Source organism: Paraburkholderia sp. Cy-641 (assembly GCF_011752945.1).
Lineage (GTDB): Bacteria > Pseudomonadota > Gammaproteobacteria > Burkholderiales > Burkholderiaceae > Paraburkholderia.
This window is the reverse complement of the sequence record NZ_VWWM01000003.1, coordinates 102,284-122,168: the sequence shown is the minus strand read 5'-3', so window position 1 is coordinate 122,168 and position 19,885 is coordinate 102,284. Positions and strand designations below refer to the sequence as shown.

17 protein-coding genes are annotated in these 19,885 nt (G+C 66.2%); 12 read left to right on the top strand and 5 right to left on the bottom strand.

Translation table 11 applies throughout. The features are described from left to right. Positions 1 to 41: 41 nt before the first annotated feature. From F3J20_RS02835 to F3J20_RS02815, 5 genes are all read left to right on the top strand, one after another. Positions 42 to 341: a hypothetical protein gene (locus F3J20_RS02835; RefSeq protein WP_240162681.1), complete on the top strand. Its 300-nt coding sequence runs from the start codon at positions 42 to 44 to the stop codon at positions 339 to 341. Between the two features lie 93 nt (positions 342 to 434). Beyond that, positions 435 to 1,637, top strand: coding sequence for an AAA family ATPase (locus F3J20_RS02830; RefSeq protein ID WP_167281783.1), 1,203 nt, complete (start codon positions 435 to 437; stop codon positions 1,635 to 1,637). Between the two features lie 139 nt (positions 1,638 to 1,776). After that, positions 1,777 to 3,234, top strand: a complete 1,458-nt coding sequence (locus tag F3J20_RS02825; protein WP_167281781.1) for a nicotinate phosphoribosyltransferase — start codon at positions 1,777 to 1,779, stop codon at positions 3,232 to 3,234. A gap of 153 nt (positions 3,235 to 3,387) precedes the next feature. Beyond that, positions 3,388 to 3,927, top strand: a complete 540-nt coding sequence (locus tag F3J20_RS02820) for a nitrogen fixation protein NifQ (RefSeq protein WP_167041992.1) — start codon at positions 3,388 to 3,390, stop codon at positions 3,925 to 3,927. 82 nt (positions 3,928 to 4,009) lie between these two features. Then, positions 4,010 to 4,426: a LysR family transcriptional regulator gene (locus F3J20_RS02815; RefSeq protein ID WP_205192809.1), complete on the top strand. Its 417-nt coding sequence runs from the start codon at positions 4,010 to 4,012 to the stop codon at positions 4,424 to 4,426. 80 nt (positions 4,427 to 4,506) lie between these two features. On the opposite strand, the gene F3J20_RS02810 is transcribed toward F3J20_RS02815, so the two are convergent. From F3J20_RS02810 to F3J20_RS02800, 3 genes are all read right to left on the bottom strand, one after another. Further along, positions 4,507 to 5,877 (bottom strand): DUF2325 domain-containing protein, encoded by a 1,371-nt coding sequence (locus tag F3J20_RS02810; RefSeq protein ID WP_167281779.1) that lies wholly within the window; start codon positions 5,875 to 5,877, stop codon positions 4,507 to 4,509. Between the two features lie 167 nt (positions 5,878 to 6,044). Next, the gene (locus F3J20_RS02805) at positions 6,045 to 6,635 is read right to left on the bottom strand and encodes a hypothetical protein (RefSeq protein WP_345889832.1); all 591 of its coding nucleotides are present in this window, start codon (positions 6,633 to 6,635) and stop codon (positions 6,045 to 6,047) included. Positions 6,636 to 6,873: 238 nt separating this feature from the next. Continuing rightward, complete coding sequence (locus F3J20_RS02800; protein WP_167281777.1) at positions 6,874 to 7,761, bottom strand: LysR family transcriptional regulator; 888 nt, start codon at positions 7,759 to 7,761, stop codon at positions 6,874 to 6,876. Positions 7,762 to 7,991: 230 nt separating this feature from the next. On the opposite strand from F3J20_RS02800, the gene F3J20_RS02795 reads away from it, so the two are divergent. From F3J20_RS02795 to F3J20_RS02785, 3 genes are all read left to right on the top strand, one after another. Further along, positions 7,992 to 9,569, top strand: a complete 1,578-nt coding sequence (locus F3J20_RS02795) for an MFS transporter (RefSeq protein ID WP_167281775.1) — start codon at positions 7,992 to 7,994, stop codon at positions 9,567 to 9,569. Positions 9,570 to 9,834: 265 nt separating this feature from the next. Next, the gene (locus tag F3J20_RS02790) at positions 9,835 to 10,311 is read left to right on the top strand and encodes a nuclear transport factor 2 family protein (protein WP_167041720.1); all 477 of its coding nucleotides are present in this window, start codon (positions 9,835 to 9,837) and stop codon (positions 10,309 to 10,311) included. A gap of 186 nt (positions 10,312 to 10,497) precedes the next feature. Then, positions 10,498 to 11,532 carry a 2OG-Fe(II) oxygenase gene (locus F3J20_RS02785; protein WP_205299190.1) on the top strand — a complete coding sequence of 345 codons (1,035 nt, stop codon included), beginning with the start codon at positions 10,498 to 10,500 and terminating at the stop codon, positions 11,530 to 11,532. Positions 11,533 to 11,577: 45 nt separating this feature from the next. Here F3J20_RS02785 and F3J20_RS02780 read toward each other — a convergent pair whose 3' ends face one another. Beyond that, positions 11,578 to 13,047, bottom strand: a complete 1,470-nt coding sequence (locus F3J20_RS02780; protein ID WP_167041722.1) for an MFS transporter — start codon at positions 13,045 to 13,047, stop codon at positions 11,578 to 11,580. Positions 13,048 to 13,590: 543 nt separating this feature from the next. Here F3J20_RS02780 and F3J20_RS31790 point away from each other — a divergent pair. Continuing rightward, entirely contained in the window at positions 13,591 to 13,830 is a 240-nt protein-coding gene (locus F3J20_RS31790) for a hypothetical protein (RefSeq protein WP_205299189.1), read from the top strand. A gap of 62 nt (positions 13,831 to 13,892) precedes the next feature. Here the strand turns inward: F3J20_RS31790 and F3J20_RS02770 are convergent, their stop codons facing one another. Beyond that, complete coding sequence (locus F3J20_RS02770) at positions 13,893 to 14,774, bottom strand: oxaloacetate decarboxylase (protein ID WP_167041725.1); 882 nt, start codon at positions 14,772 to 14,774, stop codon at positions 13,893 to 13,895. Positions 14,775 to 14,984: 210 nt separating this feature from the next. On the opposite strand from F3J20_RS02770, the gene prpR reads away from it, so the two are divergent. From prpR to ahpF, 3 genes are all read left to right on the top strand, one after another. Next, positions 14,985 to 17,042, top strand: coding sequence for a propionate catabolism operon regulatory protein PrpR (prpR, locus tag F3J20_RS02765; RefSeq protein WP_167281773.1), 2,058 nt, complete (start codon positions 14,985 to 14,987; stop codon positions 17,040 to 17,042). Between the two features lie 160 nt (positions 17,043 to 17,202). Beyond that, entirely contained in the window at positions 17,203 to 17,766 is a 564-nt protein-coding gene (gene ahpC / locus F3J20_RS02760; protein WP_167041731.1) for an alkyl hydroperoxide reductase subunit C, read from the top strand. 171 nt (positions 17,767 to 17,937) lie between these two features. After that, on the top strand, positions 17,938 to 19,524 hold the full coding sequence (gene ahpF / locus F3J20_RS02755; protein ID WP_167041734.1) for an alkyl hydroperoxide reductase subunit F: 1,587 nt from the start codon (positions 17,938 to 17,940) through the stop codon (positions 19,522 to 19,524). The last annotated feature ends 361 nt before the right edge of the window (positions 19,525 to 19,885 follow it).

Genomic DNA, 19,885 nt, shown 5'->3' with positions numbered 1-19,885 from the left:
TGTGCCGCATGGCGCAGTCCTGTCCGATATCGGGGGATGTCATGGAACAACTGATTCGCAAGCCGGCCGCCGTCCGCGCGGCCGGTGTTTCGAGGGCTCGCGGACTGGTCTGGCGGCGCCATGTGGTGGCGTCGCGGGCGCGCTTCTTTGCCGAGGCGCGCGTGTCGTCGGTTGATCTGTTGACGCTGGTGGTCGCCGATGCACTCAGGCGCAAGGCGCAGGCCGAGATCCGGCGCGACCTGCTGCGCGACGCCCTGTATGAAATGCCGCCGGCATGCGGGCGGCAAGCCGAACGGGATGTGCGGCGGCCATCGGAGGATGACGACGAAGGCGGCTCGTAGCGCGACGCCGATCGACAAAGCAGGTCACCCCTTCCGTACAAGAGTACAAGAAAGAGCTGCCGGATAACGCCCTCGCGGCGCCGCAGACACGCCATGATCGAGATTTTCCTGATTGCCGCCAGTACCGAAAACGCGCAGCGCGTCGTCGAGCGGCTCGACGACAGCGGTGTGCGTTACCGCCTGCGTACCGCCTACGGTTCGGTCCGGCAACTGCGCATGCATGCGCATCTGATCCGTAACGCCGACCTGCTGATCGTCGACGACGCCAATCTGGACGCGCACGGGCTGGACGGCATCGAGGAAACGCTGGCCTGCGCGCCCACGCTGCATTGCATGCTCGTGACGCCTGCGCCGTCGAGCGCGTTGCTCGGCGCGGCGATGCGCGTCGGCGTGAGTCACGTGCTGTCGTGGCCGCTCGAACCCGAGGCCGTCGGCGACGCGCTCGCGCGGATCGACGCGGCGAAGGGCGGCTGCGAGCAGCGCGGCGCGCGTATCGTGTCGCTCGCCTCGAGCAAGGGCGGCAGCGGCACGACGCTGGTCGCCGTCAATCTCGCCTGCGCGCTCGCGGCGCAGCGCAACCGCCGCGTGCTGCTGATCGACCTGAGCCAGCAATTCGCCGACGCCAGCCTGCTGCTGGCCGACCGGCCGCCGCCGATGACGCTGGCCGATCTGTGCGCGCGCGACGAGCCGCTCGACGCGGGGCTGTTCGATGCCTGCGCGATGCACGTGCGCCCGAATCTCGATCTGCTGGCCGGCGCGGGCGATCCGCTGAAGGCCGCCGAACTCCTGCCGGCGCAGCTCGAGCGCGTGCTCGCATGGGTGCGCGAGCGCTACGACGCGGTGCTGATCGACATCGGCCAGAGCCTCAATCCGCTGACGATCCGCGCGCTCGCGCATAGCGACGCGATCTGCATGGTCGTGCGGCAACATCCGCTGCACCTGCACGGTGCGCGCCGCATGCTCGATATTTTTCGCGAACTCGGACACCCGGCGAGCAAGGTGCGTGTCGTCGTCAATCAATACGAGAAGAACGCACGGATCAATCTGCCGATGCTCGAGCGCACGCTCGGCGCGAAGGTCGCGCATCAGTTGCCGCGCGACGACCGGCACGTCAACGACGCGTTGAGCCGCGGTGTGCCGGTCGTCATTGCCGCGCGCGACAGCACGCTCGCGCAGGGCCTCGGCTTGCTCGCGAACATGCTGTGGCCGGCCGGCGCCGAGCGCCACCGCAGCGTGCCCGGCCGTCTGCTCGCGGCCTGGCCCGAGGTGCTGCCGCAACTGAAGCCCGGCGTTTGAGGCCGCGCACGCTCGGGCGCTCGCGTGCATATCGGAGTAAGGTCAAACAGACCGGCGATTCCCGGTATATTGCGACGGTATAGGGGGGCGCCGACGATGAGACGGCCCCGCCGTCCAGCCACTCCAGCGAGACATTCACGTGAGCGCAGCACAGTCCACACCCGACGCGCAGGGTCGTTCCGACTTCGCGTCGATCCTGGCCAATCCGATTCTGAACACGGATTCGTATAAGGCATCGCACTACCTGCAATATCCGCCCGATGCCTCGGCAATGTTCTCGTACGTCGAATCGCGCGGCGGGCGCTATGAGCGTACGCTGTTCTTCGGCCTGCAGATGCTGCTCAAGGAATACCTGTGCCGACCCATCACCACGGCGATGATCGAGCAGGCGCGCGGGTTCTTCAGCGCGCATGGCGAGCCGTTCAACGAAGCGGGCTGGCGTTACGTGGTCGAACAATACGGCGGCTATCTGCCGGTGCGGATTCGCGCGGTGCCCGAAGGCTCGGTCGTGCCGACGCACAACGTGCTGATGACGGTCGAATGCGACGACCCGCAGGTGTTCTGGCTCGCCTCGTATCTGGAGACGATGCTGCTGCGCGTCTGGTATCCGATCACGGTCGCGACGCAAAGCTGGCATCTGCGCAAAACGATTCGGGCGTATCTGTGCAGGAGCAGCGACGACCTCGCGCAACTGCCGTTCAAGCTGCACGATTTCGGCGCACGCGGCGTGTCGAGCGCGGAGTCGGCGGCGATCGGCGGGGCGGCGCATCTCGTCAGCTTCGTGGGCTCGGATACGGTGCTCGGCGTGCTCGCCGCGAATCATTACTACAACGAAAGCATGGCTGCGTTCTCGGTGCCGGCGGCCGAGCACAGCACGATTACGTCATGGGGCCGCGAGCGCGAGATCGAGGCGTACCGCAACATGATCGCGCGCTTCGGCAAGCCGGGCGCGATCGTGTCGGTGGTGTCCGATTCGTACGATCTGTTCGCCGCGCTCGACGCATGGGGCACGGAGCTCAAACAGGCCGTGCTCGATTCCGGCGGCACGCTCGTGATCCGGCCCGACTCGGGCGATCCGCGCACGATCGTATTGGAGACGCTGCGCCTGCTCGAAGCGTCGTTCGGCGCCGTGACGAACAGCAAGGGACGGCGCGTGCTCAACAACGTGCGCGTGATTCAGGGCGACGGCGTGAACCCCGATTCGATCGAGGCGATTCTCGCCGCGATGGACGAGGCCGGTTTCGCCACCGACAACATCGTGTTCGGCATGGGCGGCGCGCTGTTGCAGCAGATCAATCGCGACACGCAGTGCTTCGCGATGAAGTGCTCGGCGATCCGCCTCGGCGACACATGGCACGACGTGTCGAAGGACCCGGTCACCGATCACGGCAAGCGCTCGATGAAAGGGCGGCTTACGCTGCTGCGCCATCGCGTCACCGGCGAGTACCGCACGGTGACGCTACCGCTCGCGTGGGATGAACGCACCGTTGCCGACGAATGGGACGAGGCGCTCGTGACGGTGTTCGATTCGGGGCGCCTGTTGAGCGACGTGTCGCTGGCCGAGATCAGAAACCGCGCGCATGAGGATGAGGTGTGAAGTGTGCGTGGAATTCTTCGGTGATGTGGGTTCGTCATCGATCATGGCGGGGCCATGATGCGGCCAGATGATCCGTTTGCACGAATGATGGGCGCCGCGGCGAACGGCGGCGATGTGCTGCAATGGCCGGCCGATGCGCGAGTCGCAGAGTGTATGCGTGGCTGGTTGAACGAGGCCGCGCGCGCGGACCATCCCGACACGCGGCTCTTCGCCAAACTGATCGCAGAGCGCGACGCACGCAACGAACTCGCGTTGCTCGGTTTGCCGCTGCCCGAGTGGCGCGCATTGCTCGCGCGGCATTTTGGCCGCGCGACGAAATCCGCGTTACCGCAATCGCTGCCGCTCAGCCTCGAAGAACACGCGCGCTTCATTCGCGCGCTCCACGCGCTGCTGCTTGCCCATGCCAGCGGCACGGTCCATGCAGACGACGCGCGCTGCCTCGCCACGATCATTGCGCACGCGTGCCTGCGTCCCGATCATTTGTGGCGCGACCTTGGCCTTGCCGGCCGCGACGAAGTCACGTGGATGCTCACACGCTATTTCCCGTCACTCGTCGCGTTGAACGTCGAGAACCTGCGCTGGAAGAAATTCCTCGCCGCGCAATGCGCGCTTTCGCTGGGGTTGCAACCGGGACCGGCGCCGGGTTGCCCCGGCTGCGAGGACTACGGGTATTGTTTCCCGCCGCGCCGCTGATACCTCATTGACACGCCGCTGACACCCCGCTGAGGCCCACGGTCAAGTGGCGGCGCGGGGCGCTTCGTGTATGCTTGCGCGCATGGCCGACACCGCTAAGACCGCGAAATCCGCGAAACCCCAATCCGCTCCGGCGACGAAATCCGCGAAGGTGCGTCCCGAAGTGCGTTTCAGAATGCGCATCCGTCATGGCGAGTCGGTCGCGCTCGGACCGGGCAAGGTCGATCTGCTCGAAGCGGTGCGCGAATATGGCTCGATCTCGGCGGCGGCGCGCAGTCTCGACATGTCGTACCGGCGCGCGTGGCTGCTGATCGACGAGCTGAACCGCTCGCTGAAGTCACCGGCCACGCATTCGGAGCAGGGCGGGCAAAGCGGCGGGGGCTGCACGCTGACGCCGGTCGGCGAAACCATCATCCGGCTGTATCGCGAGGTGGAAGAGGAAGCGCGCCGCAGTTGCTCGAAGCAGATCGGCGAACTGGTGAAGCTGATCCGCTCCTGAGCGGCGCGCTCGCATGCCGCGCCGGGTGATGCCGCTGGGTTAGCCCGATATATCGCGCCATGCCGCCTCAGGTGCGGCGCTCAACCATGCCGCAGACAGAACGACGAAGGCGGCACCTGGCGAAGTTGCGCGAGATGTTCGGGATGCAGCCGCGCCATCAATTCGACGAAGCTCGCGACGCTCGCCGTGCGCAACGGGTGATAGTCGATTCCGTGACGCTCGCAGACCCGCTTGAGCGTGTTCATCGAATCGTGGTCGACACAGTCCACCGGAAACACGACGATATCGGCGCCCGGCAACGCGGCGGCCAGCAAGCCCTTGCGATCCTCGACCCCGCCGTCGTGCAGCACCAGTTCGCCGCCGGCCGCATCGACGAGCCGTTTGAGCGCGGCGTTCGAGCCGGGCCGGCCACCCACGTAGACGATCCGCTTGCCCTGCACGCCGTCGAGGCTCGCACGGCGCGCGCCCGCGCCACCGGCAGCGGGCGTGGCCGTGGCGTACGTGGCTTCGGCGGCATCGACGGTGGCGCGTTCGAGCGCGTCGCATTCGTTTTGCACGAGCTTCAACTGCGCGAGTGCCTGGTCGTGGCTGCGGCGGAGCGCGAGCGCGGCTTCCTGTTCCTGCTGCATGCGCTGCTCGGCCGCTTCGCGGCGGCTCGTCTGTAGCGCAATGCGTTGCTCGGCATCGGCGAGCCGTTCGCGCAGATAGGCCAGCTCGGCTTCGAGGCCGGCGGCATCGGCGGGCAACTGGCGTGCCGCCTGAAGTTGCGCGATTTGCCCGTCGAGCGCGGCGACCGATTTATCCCGCTCGACGCCGAGTTCCTGCAGACGGTTCTGTTGCCGCTCGATCTTCTCCTTCAACGCGACGTTTTCCGCTTCCAGGGCGACGAGCCGCCGGATATCGGCGCGATTGGCCGCGCCGACCAGATGCGAGAGCATGTGCAGGTCGCCGAATGCTTTCTGGCGCACGGGCATCGTCGTGAGCGGATGCGTCATCAGCGCCCAGTAGGCGGGCGGGATATCGCCGTTTTTCAGCGCTTCGTCCCAGAGCTTCAGGAGTTCGAAGTCGTCGGCGGCCTTTTCGAAGCGGCGCACCGCACCCGCGTAGCGTTCGTCGAGCAGCTTGTGCAGCGCTTTCGCGCCCGCGCCGCCTTCGATCGCGAGTTCGACCGCCGTGTGATGGATGTCGAGGTCGCTCGCGTCGTGACGGTCGAGGTTCGTGAATTTCGGCACCAGCTTGCGCAATTCGTGCGTGCCGAGGCAGGTGCCGATGATCGAGCAGTGCAGATGGCTGTCGAGTTCGGACAGGCGCGCACGGCGCTTGACGGTGGGCGGCATGGCCTGCGACGGCGCGCAGCATGCGTCGATTGTGCGAATGCCGGTGCTCGCGAGTTCGTCGCCGGACAGTTTCAGACGCGAAGGCTGGGCAAGGGGAAACGGGGGCGTGTGCATGAAGGTCTCGAATCCGGTTCGTGTCAGTCGGGCCGCGTGCTTGCGCCCGCGTTTATCGTGCGAATGGCGCGCAGAGTGTTGCCTGCGATGTATTCGCGTCGATATAACGAGGGGCGAAAAAAAGCGTTCATGGGCGGCGTTCGTGCATCGGGGTATGAGTCGGCGGGTCAGTCGGCGGGGTGAACCAGCGTTGCTCCGGCGTGTTCATGCGGCGCTTCGGCGGCCACTGCCGCTGCCACGGTCGCGGTTCTCGCGCTTTGCGAGCGGCGCACCGCGGCGCGTTCGCGCTGGGCCGCGGAGCGCAGCACGGGACGAATCGCTTCGCCGGCCGGTCGCGCATGCTGTTCGAGCACGTGCCCGACGCAGAGGCCGACCATCGCGGCGTCGAGCCGTTCGAGTTCGGCCACCGCCTGGCGCAACGCGGGCAGATCGTTGCTGAGCGCGTCGGAGAAAATCGCATCGCGCAGATGCTCGGCGAGACGCGCTTCCTCGATCGTCGCTTTCAGTTCGCGCAGACGCGCGAAGGCGTTCGCGCGCGCCCGTCCGGCGAGGAGCGACAGCAACGGATTCAGCGCATGCGAGCCCGATGCGCCGATGGCCGCGATGCTCGACGGGTCGCCGCCGAGCATCGCGACGAAGCGCTGCACGCTGCCGTACAGGCGCCGGTAGGCGTCGACAACGTCGCGGATCGTTTCGGCCCGTCCGCGCCCGGACGCGGACTTCACCGCGACGATGGCCGACGATATCTCGTGCGCCACACGCTGGCCGTGCCCGGATTGAACGCGCGACCCGGGGGCCGGCAAAGTGGATCGACTGCGCACCGCTGAGGGCTCCTGCTGATTCGTTGCGCCTCGCCGTGGTTGCGGCAAAGCCTAGCGTAATATCCGTCAGGATATAACGAAAGCGGCCGTATGTGTTGCGGCGGACGCTGACGGTCGTGCGCTTTTGCTCGCAGACACGATCGACGCGAGTCTCCGTGCGGAGCAGCGGTGCGCGTCAGCCCAGGTTTTTGACGCCGCGCGCGAAGCGCAGAAACGCCTTCACGGCCGGTGCCCGCTCGTACTGGCGGAACGCGAGCGCGATTTCCGAGGCAATCGGCTGACCGGCGATGTCGCGATACGCGACGCCGGGCAGCGCGATGCAATCGGCGAGTGTATGCGGCACGACCGCCACGTTGCCGCCGAGCGACACGCAGGCGAGTACGGCCGCGAGCGTGCCGGGGCGGGGGCCGAGACGCGGCGAAAAGCGGCCGCGCCGCGCGACTTCGAAGGTGCCCGATTCCTGTTCGGGCAGCGCGAAGCACTGGTCGCGTAACTGCGCGGGCCGCAGGCTCGCCGACGTCGCAAGCGGAGAGCTGGCCGGCAGCGCCAGCACGAAGCGATCGCGATGCACGGTCACGGCCTGAATGCCGCTCGCGAGCGGCATCGGCGGGCGGATGTAGGCGGCGTCGAGCAGGCCGTCGCCGAGCATGCCGGCGACGGCGTCCATCGGGACTTCCTGGATCGCCACCTCGACGCCGGGATGCGTGCCGCGAAATCCGCCGACCGCTTTTTGCAGGACGCCGACATACACCGCCGACGCCACATAGCCGACCTCGATGCGCCCCAGCTCGCCGCGCTCGGCAAGCATCGCGCGCTGCCCGGCGCGTTCGAGATGGTCGAGCGCCGCGAGCGCCTCGGCGAGATAGGCGCTGCCCGCCGCGCTCAGCGCGACCGAGCGCTTGGTGCGGTAAAAGAGCCGCACGCCGACGAGCCGCTCGGCTTCCTGGATCAGCCGCGTCAGCGACGGCGCGGCGATGCCGAGTTCGTCGGCGGCGCGCGCGAAGTGCAGTTGCCGCGCGACGCAAACGAAAGCGCGGATATGGCGCAATTCAAGTTGCCGCATGGTTTTTCGGTATTGCTTTCAGGGACAATTATTCTTCGATTCTATGTCAATGACAGACAATAATGACTTCGCTACGATAGTGTGGCTTTCGCTTCGTGCCCGCTTCGTAGCCGCTTTTTGGCCTGCTTTGCGCATCTGCTTCGTATCAGCCAGCTAGCGCGCTTTGAAAACCTTTCGTCCAATCGCTATCCGCTCCTGATCCGCCCTTAATCCGTTCCGAATCCGCCTGTATGTCACTGATCCCCGGCCGTCGCGCATCGTCCGCGCAGGAACCTCCCGCCCGTCCCGGCTTCGTGCTCGCCATCGCCTCGGCCACCTGCGCGTTGATCGTGCTCGACACCAATGTCGTCGCCGTTTCGCTGCCGTCGATCGCGCGCTCGTTCCACGCCAGTTTCGCCGACGTCGAATGGGTTGTCAGCGCGTACATGGTCGCGTTCGCGTCGTGTCTGCTGCCGGCGGGCGCGCTGGCCGACCGGGTCGGCCGCAAGCGCATGCTGCTGACCGGTCTCGCGGTGTTCCTGCTGGCCTCGCTCGGCTGCGGCCTCGCGCCCTCGGCGCTGGTGCTGAACCTCGCGCGCGCGCTCAAGGGCGTGGGCGCCGCGATGCTGCTGACCGCGGCGCTCGCGGTGATCGCCAACACCTTTCACGACCCCGTCGCCCGCGTGCGCGCGTGGGCCGTGTGGGGCACCTGCATGGGCGTCGCGACGACGGTCGCGCCGCTGGTCGGCGGCGTGATTACGCAATGGCTCGGCTGGCGCTGGATCTTTCTGCTCAATCTGCCGGTGTGCGCCGTGCTCGGCTGGAGCGCGGCGCGCGAGCTGCGCGAATCGCGCAACCCGTCGCCCGGTTCGCTCGACGCGGCCGGCAGCCTGCTGTTCGGGCTCGCGCTCGCATCCGGCATCTGGGCGCTGATCGAAGTGCCGTCGCATGGCCTCGCGAGCTGGGCCACCGGTGCGCGGCTCGCGGCGTGCGTGCTGCTTGGCGGCGCGTTCGTGCAATTGCAGCGCGTCCGCGTTCACGCGATGGTCGATCTTGCCCTGTTCCGGCAACCGCGCTTCGTCGCGGCGGTGCTCGCGATGTTCGGCTATGCCGCCTGCGCGCAGGTGATGATGACGTTCCTGCCGCTGTATCTGCAAAACGCGTTCGGTCTGCCGGCGATCGCCGCCGGTGTCGGCATGCTGCCGTTCGCGCTCGCGATGGTGGCGGGGCCTTACCTCGGCGCGCGCCTTGGCCGACGCGTTCCGCAAATGACCCTGCTGAGCGTGGGCCTGCTGCTGATCGCGCTCGGCAATCTGCTGACCGCGCTCGCGGCCGGCGGCGAGCGCTACGCCTGGGTCGCGTGCGGGATGGTCGTGACGGGGCTCGGCGCGGGCGTGCTGAACGGCGATACGCAGAAGGCGATCATGGCATGCGTGCCGCCGGAGCGTACCGGCATGGCGTCGGGCATCAGCACGACGACGCGCTTCACGGCGATCGTGATGTCGGTCGGCGTGCTCGGCGCGGTGCTCGCGGCCCGCACCGAGGCGAGCTTCCTCGCGACCACGCCGCTGACGGCTCCGGTACGGGCCGCGCTCGACGCCGGTTTCATGTCGCGCGTGATGGCGGGCGATGCGGCGCAGGCCACCGCGCGGTTGTCGCCGGCCTTGCAGGCCATGCTGACGGCGGCCGCGCGCGCGAGCTTCGCGGGCGGTTTTGCGGCGGCGCTGGGCGTGGCCGCGTTCGTCGCGGCGTCGGTGGCTGCGGGGATATGGGTGCTGGCGGGCAGGGCCGAAGTCGCGAGGGGACGAGGGGCCGTGTCGCGGGGGTAGCGGCGCTTGTAGCTGGTTTTTGCCAGGTTTTGTCTGGGTTTTGCCGGGTTGGTACGTGGTTGATGGCGGGCTTGTACCGGGTTCGTGCGCGCCCGGACTCCCTCAGCAGCAGGCGCTTCGCCGCCGCAAAACATTCGCCAAAACCCCCGTTCACGCCATTTTCCGATATCGTGTGCGCCATGCCCGCCACCCACCCCGAGCGGGCGGTTTTTCCGGAGTGCGATACCGCGCGCTCCCGCAATACGCAACACACGACATCGAAACAATGAGCCATCCCAACACCGAGCTGATCGAACGCTTCTACACCGCCTTCCAGCAACGCGACGCCGAAACCATGGCCGCCTGCTATGCCGACGACGCCGTCTTCAGCGATCCCGCCTTCGGCGAGCTGCGCGGCGAGGAAGTGCGCGACATGTGGCGCATGCTCGTCAAACACGCGCAGGATTTCTCGCTGACCTTCGGCGAGATCGAGGCCGACGACGCGAGCGGCCGCGCGCAATGGGTCGCGAGCTATCAGTTCACCCAGACGGGGCGGCCCGTGGTCAACCGGATCGAGGCGCGCTTCGCGTTCCGCGACGGGCTTATCGTCGAGCATCGCGACCGCTTCGACCTGTGGCTGTGGATGCGTCAGGCGATGGGCGTGCGCGGCGCGCTGTTCGGCTGGTCGCCGCTCGTGCAGCGCATGCTCAGGGCGCAGGCGCGCCGCGGGCTCACGCTGTATCGTGGGCATCTGCATCGTTGAAACGGCGTAGCGATGTCGCTTCAATGCCGTTGCAGTGCCAACCGGGACTCGCCCGGAAGGCGCCGGAAAACCGCTGAAAACCGCTCTTGAGACCTGGCCATCCGGCGAACTTTTTTGGCATGGCACGCTTGCTATGATCGTCCACTCGAGCCCGCGCTTTGGCGGGTGGGACGAACAGGGAACGCTATGCCGGTCGTGGATGCCGCATGGGAAGAATGGCTGGACACCAATGTCGCGCGCGGTTGCCTGCCGGATGCGCTGATCGACGTCATGGTGCAGGCCGGCTTTGCGGCCGAGGCCGCGCGCGTCGCCGTGCACAAGGCGGTTAGCGAGCGCAGGGCCGCCGTGCGTGCCGCCACCGAGGCGGCGGCCACCGATTCAGCGATCGGCGGCGCGATTGCGAGCGAGGCCGCCATCACCGACGCAGCCGTCGCCAAGGTCGCCGCTAACGTAACCGTTAATGCGGCCCTTAATGCAGCCGTTAATGCAACCGCGGGCAGGTCGGTCGCGAGCGAAGCGAGTGTCATCGAAACCACCGCCGCCAACGCCGCGCCGCACGGCTACCTCTACGACGCAGCGCCGGTCGCGCACGGCAACCTGATCCGCGCCGGCGATCGCGACGTGCGCGTGCTGATGCGCTGCGAGCGGCCGCAACTGATCGTGTTCGCCGACGTGCTATCGCCCGAGGAGTGCGACGCGTTGATCGAGCGCTCGCGGCATCGGCTGAAACGCTCGACCACGGTCAATCCCGTCACCGGTAGCGAGGACGTGATCCGCAATCGCACCAGCGAAGGCGTCTGGTATCAGCGCGGCGAGGACGCGTTGATCGAGACGCTCGACCGGCGCATCGCGAGCCTGATGAACTGGCCGCTCGAAAACGGCGAGGGCTTGCAGGTCCTGCATTACGGCACGAGCGGCGAATACCGTCCGCATTTCGACTACTTTTCGCCCGATCATCCGGGCAGCGCCGTGCATACCGCGCGCGGTGGCCAGCGCGTCGCGACGCTCGTGATCTATCTGAACGACGTCGCCGAGGGCGGCGAAACGATCTTTCCCGGCGCGGGCATTTCGGTCGCGGCGCGCGCGGGCGGCGCCGTGTATTTCCGCTATATGAACGGCCGGCGCCAGCTCGATCCGCTGACCTTGCACGGCGGCGCGCCAGTGCTGGCCGGCGACAAATGGATCATGACGAAGTGGATGCGCGAGCGCGCTTATGTCTGACGTGGGCCGATCCATCCGCGCCATATCACGCGGATAAAACCGCGCTCAGCCCTTCGCGGCCCGGCTCTTCTCCGCCGGGTTTTTCTCCGTATTCTCCCCGCTGCCCGAACCGCCGCCGATGCTCTGGCCGGCATTGCGCGCGAGCCCTCTATAACCGAGCACCGACAGCAGCGTCAGCACGCCGGCGAACAGGAACGCGAGACGGAAGTCGTCGAGCGTGAAAACGTGGCCGGTCGTCTCGCCGTTCAGGTGAGCCGCGACGCGCAGCGACACCGCGCCGAACGCGATGCCGAGGCCGAGCGTCATCTGCGCGGCGGCGCTCCATAGCGTGCTCGCGGCGCTCATCTGCGGCTGCGCGATATCGGCGTAGGCCAGGGTGGCAAGTGTCGAGAACTGCATCGAGCGCGCGACGCCGTACACGAACACGACGATCAGCACGAGCGCGAGCGGCACGTTCGGCGTCAGCAGCCCGCACGCGATGATGAACACGCCCGCGATCGTCACGTCGACGATCGACACCATGCGAAAGCCGTAGCGTTTCAGGATGCGCGTGGTCAGCGCCTTCATGCCGAGGTTGCCGGTCGCGCTGGCGAGCAGCAGCAGACCCGAGTGGAACGCCGAGAGCCCGAAGCCGAGCTGGAACAGCAGCGGCATCAGATAAGGTACCGCGCCGATGCCGATGCGCGTGAACGACCCGGTGATGACCGTCACCGAGAACGTCGGCACCTTCAGCGTCGATACGTCGACGAGCGGATGCGGGTGGCGCTTCGCGTGCTGGAACGCGATCACGCCGACCAGCAGGCCGCCCGCCATGACCGCGCAGGCGAGCCACACGTTGGTGGCGGGCTGGCTCGCGAGCTCGGCGCCGTACAGGAGCGCGGTCAGCGAGATGCCGCTCAGCACGAGGCCGACCACGTCGAGCGGCTTGCGGGCGGTTTCGCGCAGGTTCGGCACGAGCATCAGCGCGACCGTGATCGCGGCGATGCCGAACGGCACGTTGAGCAGGAAGATCCAGCGCCACGACGCGTAAGTCGTGATGAAGCCGCCGATCGGCGGCCCGACCACGGGCGCCGCGATGGCCGGCCAGGTGATGGTCGCGATCGCCTGCATCATGCGGGCCTTTTCGGTACTGCGCACGACGATGAGCCGGCCGACCGGCACCATCATCGCGCCGCCGATGCCTTGCAGCAGCCGCGCGGCCGTGAACTCGGGGACGTTCTGCGACAGCCCGCACAGCACCGAGGCGACCGTAAACACGCCGATTGCGCTGACGAACACGGTGCGCGCGCCGCAGCGGTCGGCGACCCAGCCGCTCGCCGGGATGAAGATCGCGAGCGCGAGCATGTACGCGGTCATGCCGAGGCTCAGGCTGTTCGGGCCGACGCCGAACGAGCGCGCCATCTGCGGCAGCGCGGTGGCGATCACGGTGGTGTCGAGATACTCCATGAAGAAGGTGGCCGCGACGATATACGGCAGCCAGCCGACGTGCGCATTGCGGGTGCCGGCGCCGCTCATCGCGCGATCTCCGCTGCCGGGCGCATGAGCGCATGCGCGTGAGGACGGTTGGCGAGCAGGGACGTGGTGCGCGAGGAGTTTGACTTCATGGTGCTTGCGATTGCCTTTCGATTGCGTTTTGCCGGCGTTCGTGGGAGCGGATCGGCGAGAAATTCGAAACCGGCCGCGGAACGGTGGCTGAGTGGCGGTGGCCTGGCGAAGACGTCGGTCCGCCTTTGGGCTTGCCCGGTCGCCAGCCCTGAATCGTAACGCAATAAATGGCGCCATATTGTTGCGGTGTGCAGGGGGTTGGGGTGCGGGGGCGTAGTGGATGGTTTTGTGTTAGCGGTTTTTGTCGGGGGCCTGGTTTTTGAAGCGGTTTATGTGTTTTGCGCGATCCGCACGCGGGTTTAAGAGCTGTCTGACTGTATTAGGGGAGAAATCTGGCTAACGTTGATACGCCTGGATCACGCGGGACGGGGTCGATCTCGCGGGACGCATCGCACGTTCCGTAACCGACGATGGGCAAGCACTTCGAGAACCTATCCGTACAAAGGAGAGCCTATGATGCACGTCATTAGATTATTTGGGCTGCTTTGCCTGGTAGCACAGACGGCATATGCGTCTACATCGATTTACGGATCGGCATTCGACTATAAGAAGGCTCAACCCGCGAGCGCATACTTCAGCGGAAAGAGCAGGGCAGAGATCGCATCGTATTGCAAGAAGGAATATCTCGGGACGATGGATGCATTCGACCATCAAATAGGCCTGTACCTGCGCCATCCTGGCGTGATCGGATAACGGCAGGCCTGGTCACGAGAATACGTAGCCGGCCTGCGCTTCCATGAGTGGCCGCCGTCTCCTTACTCCTTCGCCGCATACTCCTTATCGAGCCGGTCATACAACGGCTTATTAACCAGCCGCTGACGCTCGCTGAACGGCGCAACGATCGTCGCGTCTTCGTCGAGGCGGCCGTTGCTCCGGAGCGTGCCGAGCGCGCGCTGCATGCCGACCAGCGCGCCTTGCAGCGCCGCGTTCGCGTACAGCACGATGCCGTAGCCGAGCTTCGCGAGCGTTTCGCGCGACTGCACCGGCGTCTTGCCGCCGATCACGATGTTGATGAGTTGCGGCGTCTCGAACAGCGACGGCAGACGTTCGATGTCGGCGAGCGACTCGGTTGCCTCGATAAAGAGAATGTCGGCGCCCGCCTCGATGAAGCGATGGCCACGCTCGATCGCGTCCTCGATGCCATGCACCGCGGCCGCGTCGGTACGCGCCATGATCTGCAGGTTGGCGTCCTCGCGCGCATCGACGGCCGCGCGGAGCTTGCCGACCATCTCGCTCGTGGCGACCACTTCCTTGCCCGAGAAGTGGCCGCATTTCTTCGGCATCACCTGGTCCTCGAACTGGATCACGTCGGCGCCGCTGCGCTCGAGCACGCGCACGGTCTGCCGCACGTTCAACGCGTTGCCGAAGCCGGTGTCGGCGTCGACGAGCAGCGGCAGCGCAACCGCGTCGCGAATGCGTGCCGTGTGCTCGGCGACTTCGGCAAGGCCGATAAAGCCGAGGTCGGGCAGGCCCAGCGACATATTGGTGACGCCCGCGCCGGTGACGTAGATCGCTTCGAAACCGGCGTCCTCGATCACGCGTGCGCTCATCGCGTTGAACGCGCCAGGCACGAGCAGGCCCTGGCGTTGATTGACCTTGGCGCGGAACGCGGCGCGGCGGGTGGCGGCTGTCGTCATGGTGCTATGTCTCCGGAAGAAAAGCGTGGGTGGAACGTACGCAGCATTGTGCAGGAAGCATGCCATTGACTGGTGTTTCGGGGGCAAACCGGCGGATCAAGGGTTGGCGTGACATAAGCCGGTAAAAGGTGTTCATGAGGTGTTCATGGCAGAATAAGTAAAACGTTCCAGAAACGTTTCATCGACACTGCTTCAACCAGGAGCCCCACGGTGTCCACCTTCAGCCCGTTTCTCGCCAACCCGATCCCACCCCTCAATTCGAACGCCGATTCCAGCCGTCCCGGCGTCGCGCTCGTCAGCATCAGCCGGCTGCAATCGCTGTGCGAGGCGGTCGAGCCGCGCTACGCCGGACGCGCGAAATTCTTCACGGTGCGCGAGGGCTACGGTGCGGCCGTCGCGGCGCTGCAAGCCTACGTGGATGCGGGCGCGGTCGACGTCGTGCTGTCCGCCGGCTCGAACGGCGCGTATCTGCGCGAGAACCTCAGCGTGCCGGTCGTGATGGTCAAGGTGAACGGCTTCGACGTGCTGAGCGCGATCACGCGCGCCACGGCCACGTGGCCCGGCGCGCGCATCGGGCTCGTGCTGCACGCGGCGATCGCGCACGAACTCGCCGATCTGAGCCCGCTGCTCAATGCCGATTTGCGGCAGCGCGCCTATCGGTCGCTCGACGAGGTCCGGCTCGTGGTCGAACAGCTGGCCGCCGAGGGCTGCGGCGTCGTCATCGGGGCCGGCATGGCCTGCGATCTGGCGCAGCAGGCCGGCATGGAGAGCGTTTTCCTGTACTCGCTCGCGGCGGTCGAGGAAGCCTTCGAGCAGTCGGTCGAACTGGCGCGCGTGAGCCGGCAGAAGGAGGCGAAGCGCGTGCGGCTGAATACGATCGTCGCGCATCTGCGCGACGGCGTCGCCGCGTTCGATGAGGCCGGTCAGCTCGAAGCCGTCAACCCGGCCATGCTCGAACTGCTCGGGCTCAGGCTCGACACGGCGAAAGAAGCGCCTCTCGCAGGCGCCGGGAAACCGATTCCGCAGGACGTCGGCGACCTGTCATCGCAGGTCACACGCACGCTCGCGCCGCTGCTGCGCGAAACCCTCGGCCACGACCGGCCGGTCGACGAGCGCATCGAGCAGATAGGCGGGCGCGCGCTGATCGTCAATTGCGTGCCGATCGTCGAGCAGGGCACGCGCGCCGGTTTCGTCGTGACCGCGCAGGACGCGCTCGTCGCGCAGCGGATCGACCGTTCGCTGCGCACGAACCAGCGGCCGAAGCAACTGGTCGCGCGGCATCGGCTCGACGATCTGATCGGCGCGTCGTCGACGCTCGAACGCGTGCGCCGGCTCGCGCTGGCCGGCGCCGCGCACGACGCGACCGTGCTGCTGAGCGGCGAAAGCGGCACCGGCAAGGAGTTGGTCGCGCAGGGCATCCACAACGCGAGCCCGCGGCGCGGCAATCCGTTCGTCGCGTTCAACTGCGCGGCGCTGCCCGAGGGGCTGATCGAAAGCGAACTGTTCGGCCACGAGGAAGGCGCGTTCACGGGCGCGCGGCGCGGCGGCAAGCCGGGGCTCTTCGAAATCGCGCATACCGGCACGATTTTTCTCGATGAAATCGGCGAAATGCCGGCCGCGCTGCAAAGCCGGCTGCTGCGCGTGCTGCAGGAGCGCGAGGTGATGAAGCTCGGTGCGAGCCGCGCCACGCCGGTCGACGTGCGCGTGATCGCGGCGACGCACCGCGACCTGCATGCGCTCGTCGAGCAGGGTGCGTTTCGCGCGGATCTGTATTTTCGATTAAACCTGCTTCAGATAAAATTGCCACCATTGCGTGAACGGCGCGCCGACATTGCCTTGCTGGCGCGGCATCTGCTGGGCCGCAACGCGCTGCAGTACGGCTTGCCGGCGGCGTCGCTCGAACGGGTGCTGGCGTTTCTGGCGCCGCTTTTTGCGAATTACGCGTGGCCGGGCAACGTCCGCGAGCTCGAAAACCTGCTCGTGCGCGCCGCGATCTATATCGGTTCGATGGCTGGCAACAGCGCGCCGGACGACGCCTCGGCGGACTGGCAGGCGGTGTTTCCCGAATTCGGGCGGCTTGGGCCGGCAACGGCGTCCGAAGCGCAGCAGACAAGCGCTGGCGTCGCCGCGGACGCCACGGCCCCGCGCGCGATGCCGACCCGCGAGGAAGTGCTGCTCGCGCTCGAACGCTCCGGCGGCAATCGCGCGGCCGCGAGCCGCGCACTGGGGATCGGCCGGACCACGCTGTGGCGGCTTCTGAAGGATTGAAGCGGCCTGGCCGCAGGCCCCCAAAGCGAGCCGATAGTCGGCACCGGTAAAATAAATAGTGTCAGACTATCAATATCATTTAAACAATCCGCTTTACCTATCGGGCTCGGTTTGGCATACTGACTCCACTTTCCACCCACTCAGAAAGAGGACTCAGCAAATGCCGATCATCAACAGTCAAGTCAAACCGTTCAAGGCACAGGCTTACCACAATGGCGATTTCACGACCGTCACTGAAGAAAGCCTGAAGGGCAAGTGGTCGGTTTTCGTGTTCTACCCGGCCGACTTCACGTTCGTCTGCCCGACCGAACTCGGTGACCTGGCCGATCGTTACGAAGATTTCAAGAAGCTCGGCGTGGAAATCTACAGCGTGTCGACCGATACGCACTTCACGCACAAGGCATGGCACGACACGTCGGACACGATCCAGAAGATCAAGTACCCGATGCTGGCCGACCCGACGCTCGCCATCTCGCGCAACTTCGACGTGCTGATCGAAGAAGAAGGCCTCGCACTGCGCGGCACGTTCGTGGTCAACCCGGAAGGCGAGATCAAGCTGTGCGAAGTCCACGACAACGGCATCGGCCGTGACGCCGGCGAGCTGCTGCGCAAGGTTCAGGCTGCCCAGTACATCGCGGCTCACCCGGGTGAAGTTTGCCCCGCCAAGTGGACGCCGGGCGCAGAAACGCTGACCCCGTCGCTCGATCTGATCGGCAAGATCTAAGGTCTGCGCAGCGCCTGCTGCGGCTGTAGTCGACATTTCCCGGTATTTTCCGGTGCATCACCGCGCGAAACGCCCGATACGGCGCTTCGTGCGTCCTCGGGCCGCACGTGTTCTATCCGACGCGTGCGGTGCCGGGAACCCCACACCCCACGTCACGGAAAACGCAAAGCCATGCTTGACGCCAATCTCAAGACTCAACTCAAAACGTACCTCGAAAAAGTTAGCAGGCCTATCGAGCTCGTCGCTTCGCTCGACGACAGCGCGAAGTCGCAGGAGCTGCTGGCCTTGCTGAACGATATCGCGACGTTGTCGGAGCGCGTCACGGTGATCGAGCGTCGCGGCGACAGCGAACGCAAGCCGTCGTTTTCGATCGGCGAAGCGGGCAAGGACACCGGCATCCGTTTCGCCGGCATTCCGATGGGGCATGAATTCACGTCGCTCGTCCTCGCCTTGCTGCAGGTCGGCGGCCATCCGGTCAAACTCGACGACGCGGTGATCGAACAGATCCGCAGTCTCGACGGCGACTATCAATTCGAAACGTATTTCTCGCTGTCGTGCCAGAACTGCCCGGAAGTCGTGCAGGCGCTGAACGTGATGGCGTTGATCAACCCGCGCATCCGTCACGTCGCGATCGACGGCGCGCTGTTCCAGAACGAAGTCGAAGCGCGCCAGGTCATGGCCGTGCCGACGATGTTCATGAACGGCGAAGTGTTCGGCCAGGGCCGCAGCGGCGTCAAGGAAATCCTCGCGAAGCTCGACACCAACGCCGGTGCACGTGCTGCCAAGGAGCTGGAAAAGAAGCCGGTATTCGACACGCTGATCGTCGGCGGCGGCCCGGCGGGCGCGGCGGCGGCCATCTACTCGGCGCGCAAGGGCATTGCAACCGGCGTCGTGGCCGAGCGCTTCGGCGGCCAGGTGCTCGACACGCTCGCGATCGAAAACTTCGTCTCGGTGACGGAAACCGAAGGACCGAAGTTCGCGACCGCGCTCGAACAGCACGTAAAGGCTTATGACGTCGACATCATGGACGTGCAGCGCGCCGAAGCGCTGATTCCGGGGCGCATCAACGAGGTGCGTCTCGCGAATGGCGCGGTGCTGAAGGCGAAGACGATCGTCCTCGCGACCGGCGCGCGCTGGCGCGAAATCAACGTGCCGGGCGAGCGCGAGTATCGCAATCACGGCGTGGCGTACTGCCCGCACTGCGATGGCCCGCTGTTCAAGGGCAAGCGCGTCGCGGTGATCGGCGGCGGCAACTCGGGCGTCGAGGCGGCGATCGACCTCGCCGGTCTCGTGCGCGAAGTGACGCTGCTCGAATTCGGCGCGACGCTGCGAGCCGACGAAGTGCTGCAACGCAAGCTGCGCAGCCTGCCGAACGTGACGGTCGTCACGCAGGCGCAGACCACGGAGATCACCGGCGACGGCAAGAAGGTCAACGGTCTGGTCTACAAGGACCTGGCTTCGGGCGACGTGAAGACAATCGAACTCGAAGGCGTGTTCGTGCAGATCGGCCTCGTGCCGAACACCGAATGGCTCAAGGGCACGGTGGAGCTGTCGAAGCATGGCGAGATCGTCGTCGATGCGCGCGGTGCGACTTCGGTGCCGGGCGTGTTCGCCGCCGGCGACGTGACCACGGTGCCGTTCAAGCAGATCGTGATCGCGGTCGGCGAGGGGGCGAAGGCGTCGTTGTCCGCGTTCGATCACCTGATCCGCAGCAGCGCGGACGAAGAGAGCGAAGCGCAGGTCGAAGCAACGGTTTGATCGTATCGCTCGATGCTGTAGTAGTAGTGAACGGAACGGCGGCCTGAGGGCTGCCGTTTTTATTTGCGCGGGCCGTCGCGGCGAAGCTGCACAAGCCGAAAAGCAGCCGTTGAAGGGCGGTTTTTCTCTGCGAAATTCCCGCTGCAAGTCGTGCTGCCGCGAGAAAAGACGCGCATGCTGTCATAAAACGGTGTGACCGCCGACTAAGCTTCGGGTCACGCGCGAGGGGAAGCATCCATGCACCGGGATGCAGCATCGCACCGCGTGAACGATATGTTTTTTTCCGGAGCGATCACCATGAATGACATCACGATTTTGCGGCAACAAACGGACATTGTTCAGATCGACGGCGGTCTCGCAT

What these genes read in the sequence shown, in the direction of transcription:
- F3J20_RS02785 (WP_205299190.1), top strand. Translation starts at nt 10,498, where the DNA reads ATGCCGGTCGTGGATGCCGCATGGGAAGAATGGCTGGACACCAATGTC.
- ahpF (WP_167041734.1), top strand. Translation starts at nt 17,938, where the DNA reads ATGCTTGACGCCAATCTCAAGACTCAACTCAAAACGTACCTCGAAAAA.
- F3J20_RS02820 (WP_167041992.1), top strand. Translation starts at nt 3,388, where the DNA reads ATGCGTGGCTGGTTGAACGAGGCCGCGCGCGCGGACCATCCCGACACG.
- ahpC (WP_167041731.1), top strand. Translation starts at nt 17,203, where the DNA reads ATGCCGATCATCAACAGTCAAGTCAAACCGTTCAAGGCACAGGCTTAC.
- F3J20_RS02800 (WP_167281777.1), bottom strand. Translation starts at nt 7,761, where the DNA reads ATGCGGCAACTTGAATTGCGCCATATCCGCGCTTTCGTTTGCGTCGCG.
- F3J20_RS02770 (WP_167041725.1), bottom strand. Translation starts at nt 14,774, where the DNA reads ATGACGACAGCCGCCACCCGCCGCGCCGCGTTCCGCGCCAAGGTCAAT.
- F3J20_RS02795 (WP_167281775.1), top strand. Translation starts at nt 7,992, where the DNA reads ATGTCACTGATCCCCGGCCGTCGCGCATCGTCCGCGCAGGAACCTCCC.
- F3J20_RS02810 (WP_167281779.1), bottom strand. Translation starts at nt 5,877, where the DNA reads ATGCACACGCCCCCGTTTCCCCTTGCCCAGCCTTCGCGTCTGAAACTG.
- F3J20_RS31790 (WP_205299189.1), top strand. Translation starts at nt 13,591, where the DNA reads ATGATGCACGTCATTAGATTATTTGGGCTGCTTTGCCTGGTAGCACAG.
- F3J20_RS02780 (WP_167041722.1), bottom strand. Translation starts at nt 13,047, where the DNA reads ATGAGCGGCGCCGGCACCCGCAATGCGCACGTCGGCTGGCTGCCGTAT.
- F3J20_RS02835 (WP_240162681.1), top strand. Translation starts at nt 42, where the DNA reads ATGGAACAACTGATTCGCAAGCCGGCCGCCGTCCGCGCGGCCGGTGTT.
- F3J20_RS02830 (WP_167281783.1), top strand. Translation starts at nt 435, where the DNA reads ATGATCGAGATTTTCCTGATTGCCGCCAGTACCGAAAACGCGCAGCGC.
- F3J20_RS02790 (WP_167041720.1), top strand. Translation starts at nt 9,835, where the DNA reads ATGAGCCATCCCAACACCGAGCTGATCGAACGCTTCTACACCGCCTTC.
- F3J20_RS02815 (WP_205192809.1), top strand. Translation starts at nt 4,010, where the DNA reads ATGGCCGACACCGCTAAGACCGCGAAATCCGCGAAACCCCAATCCGCT.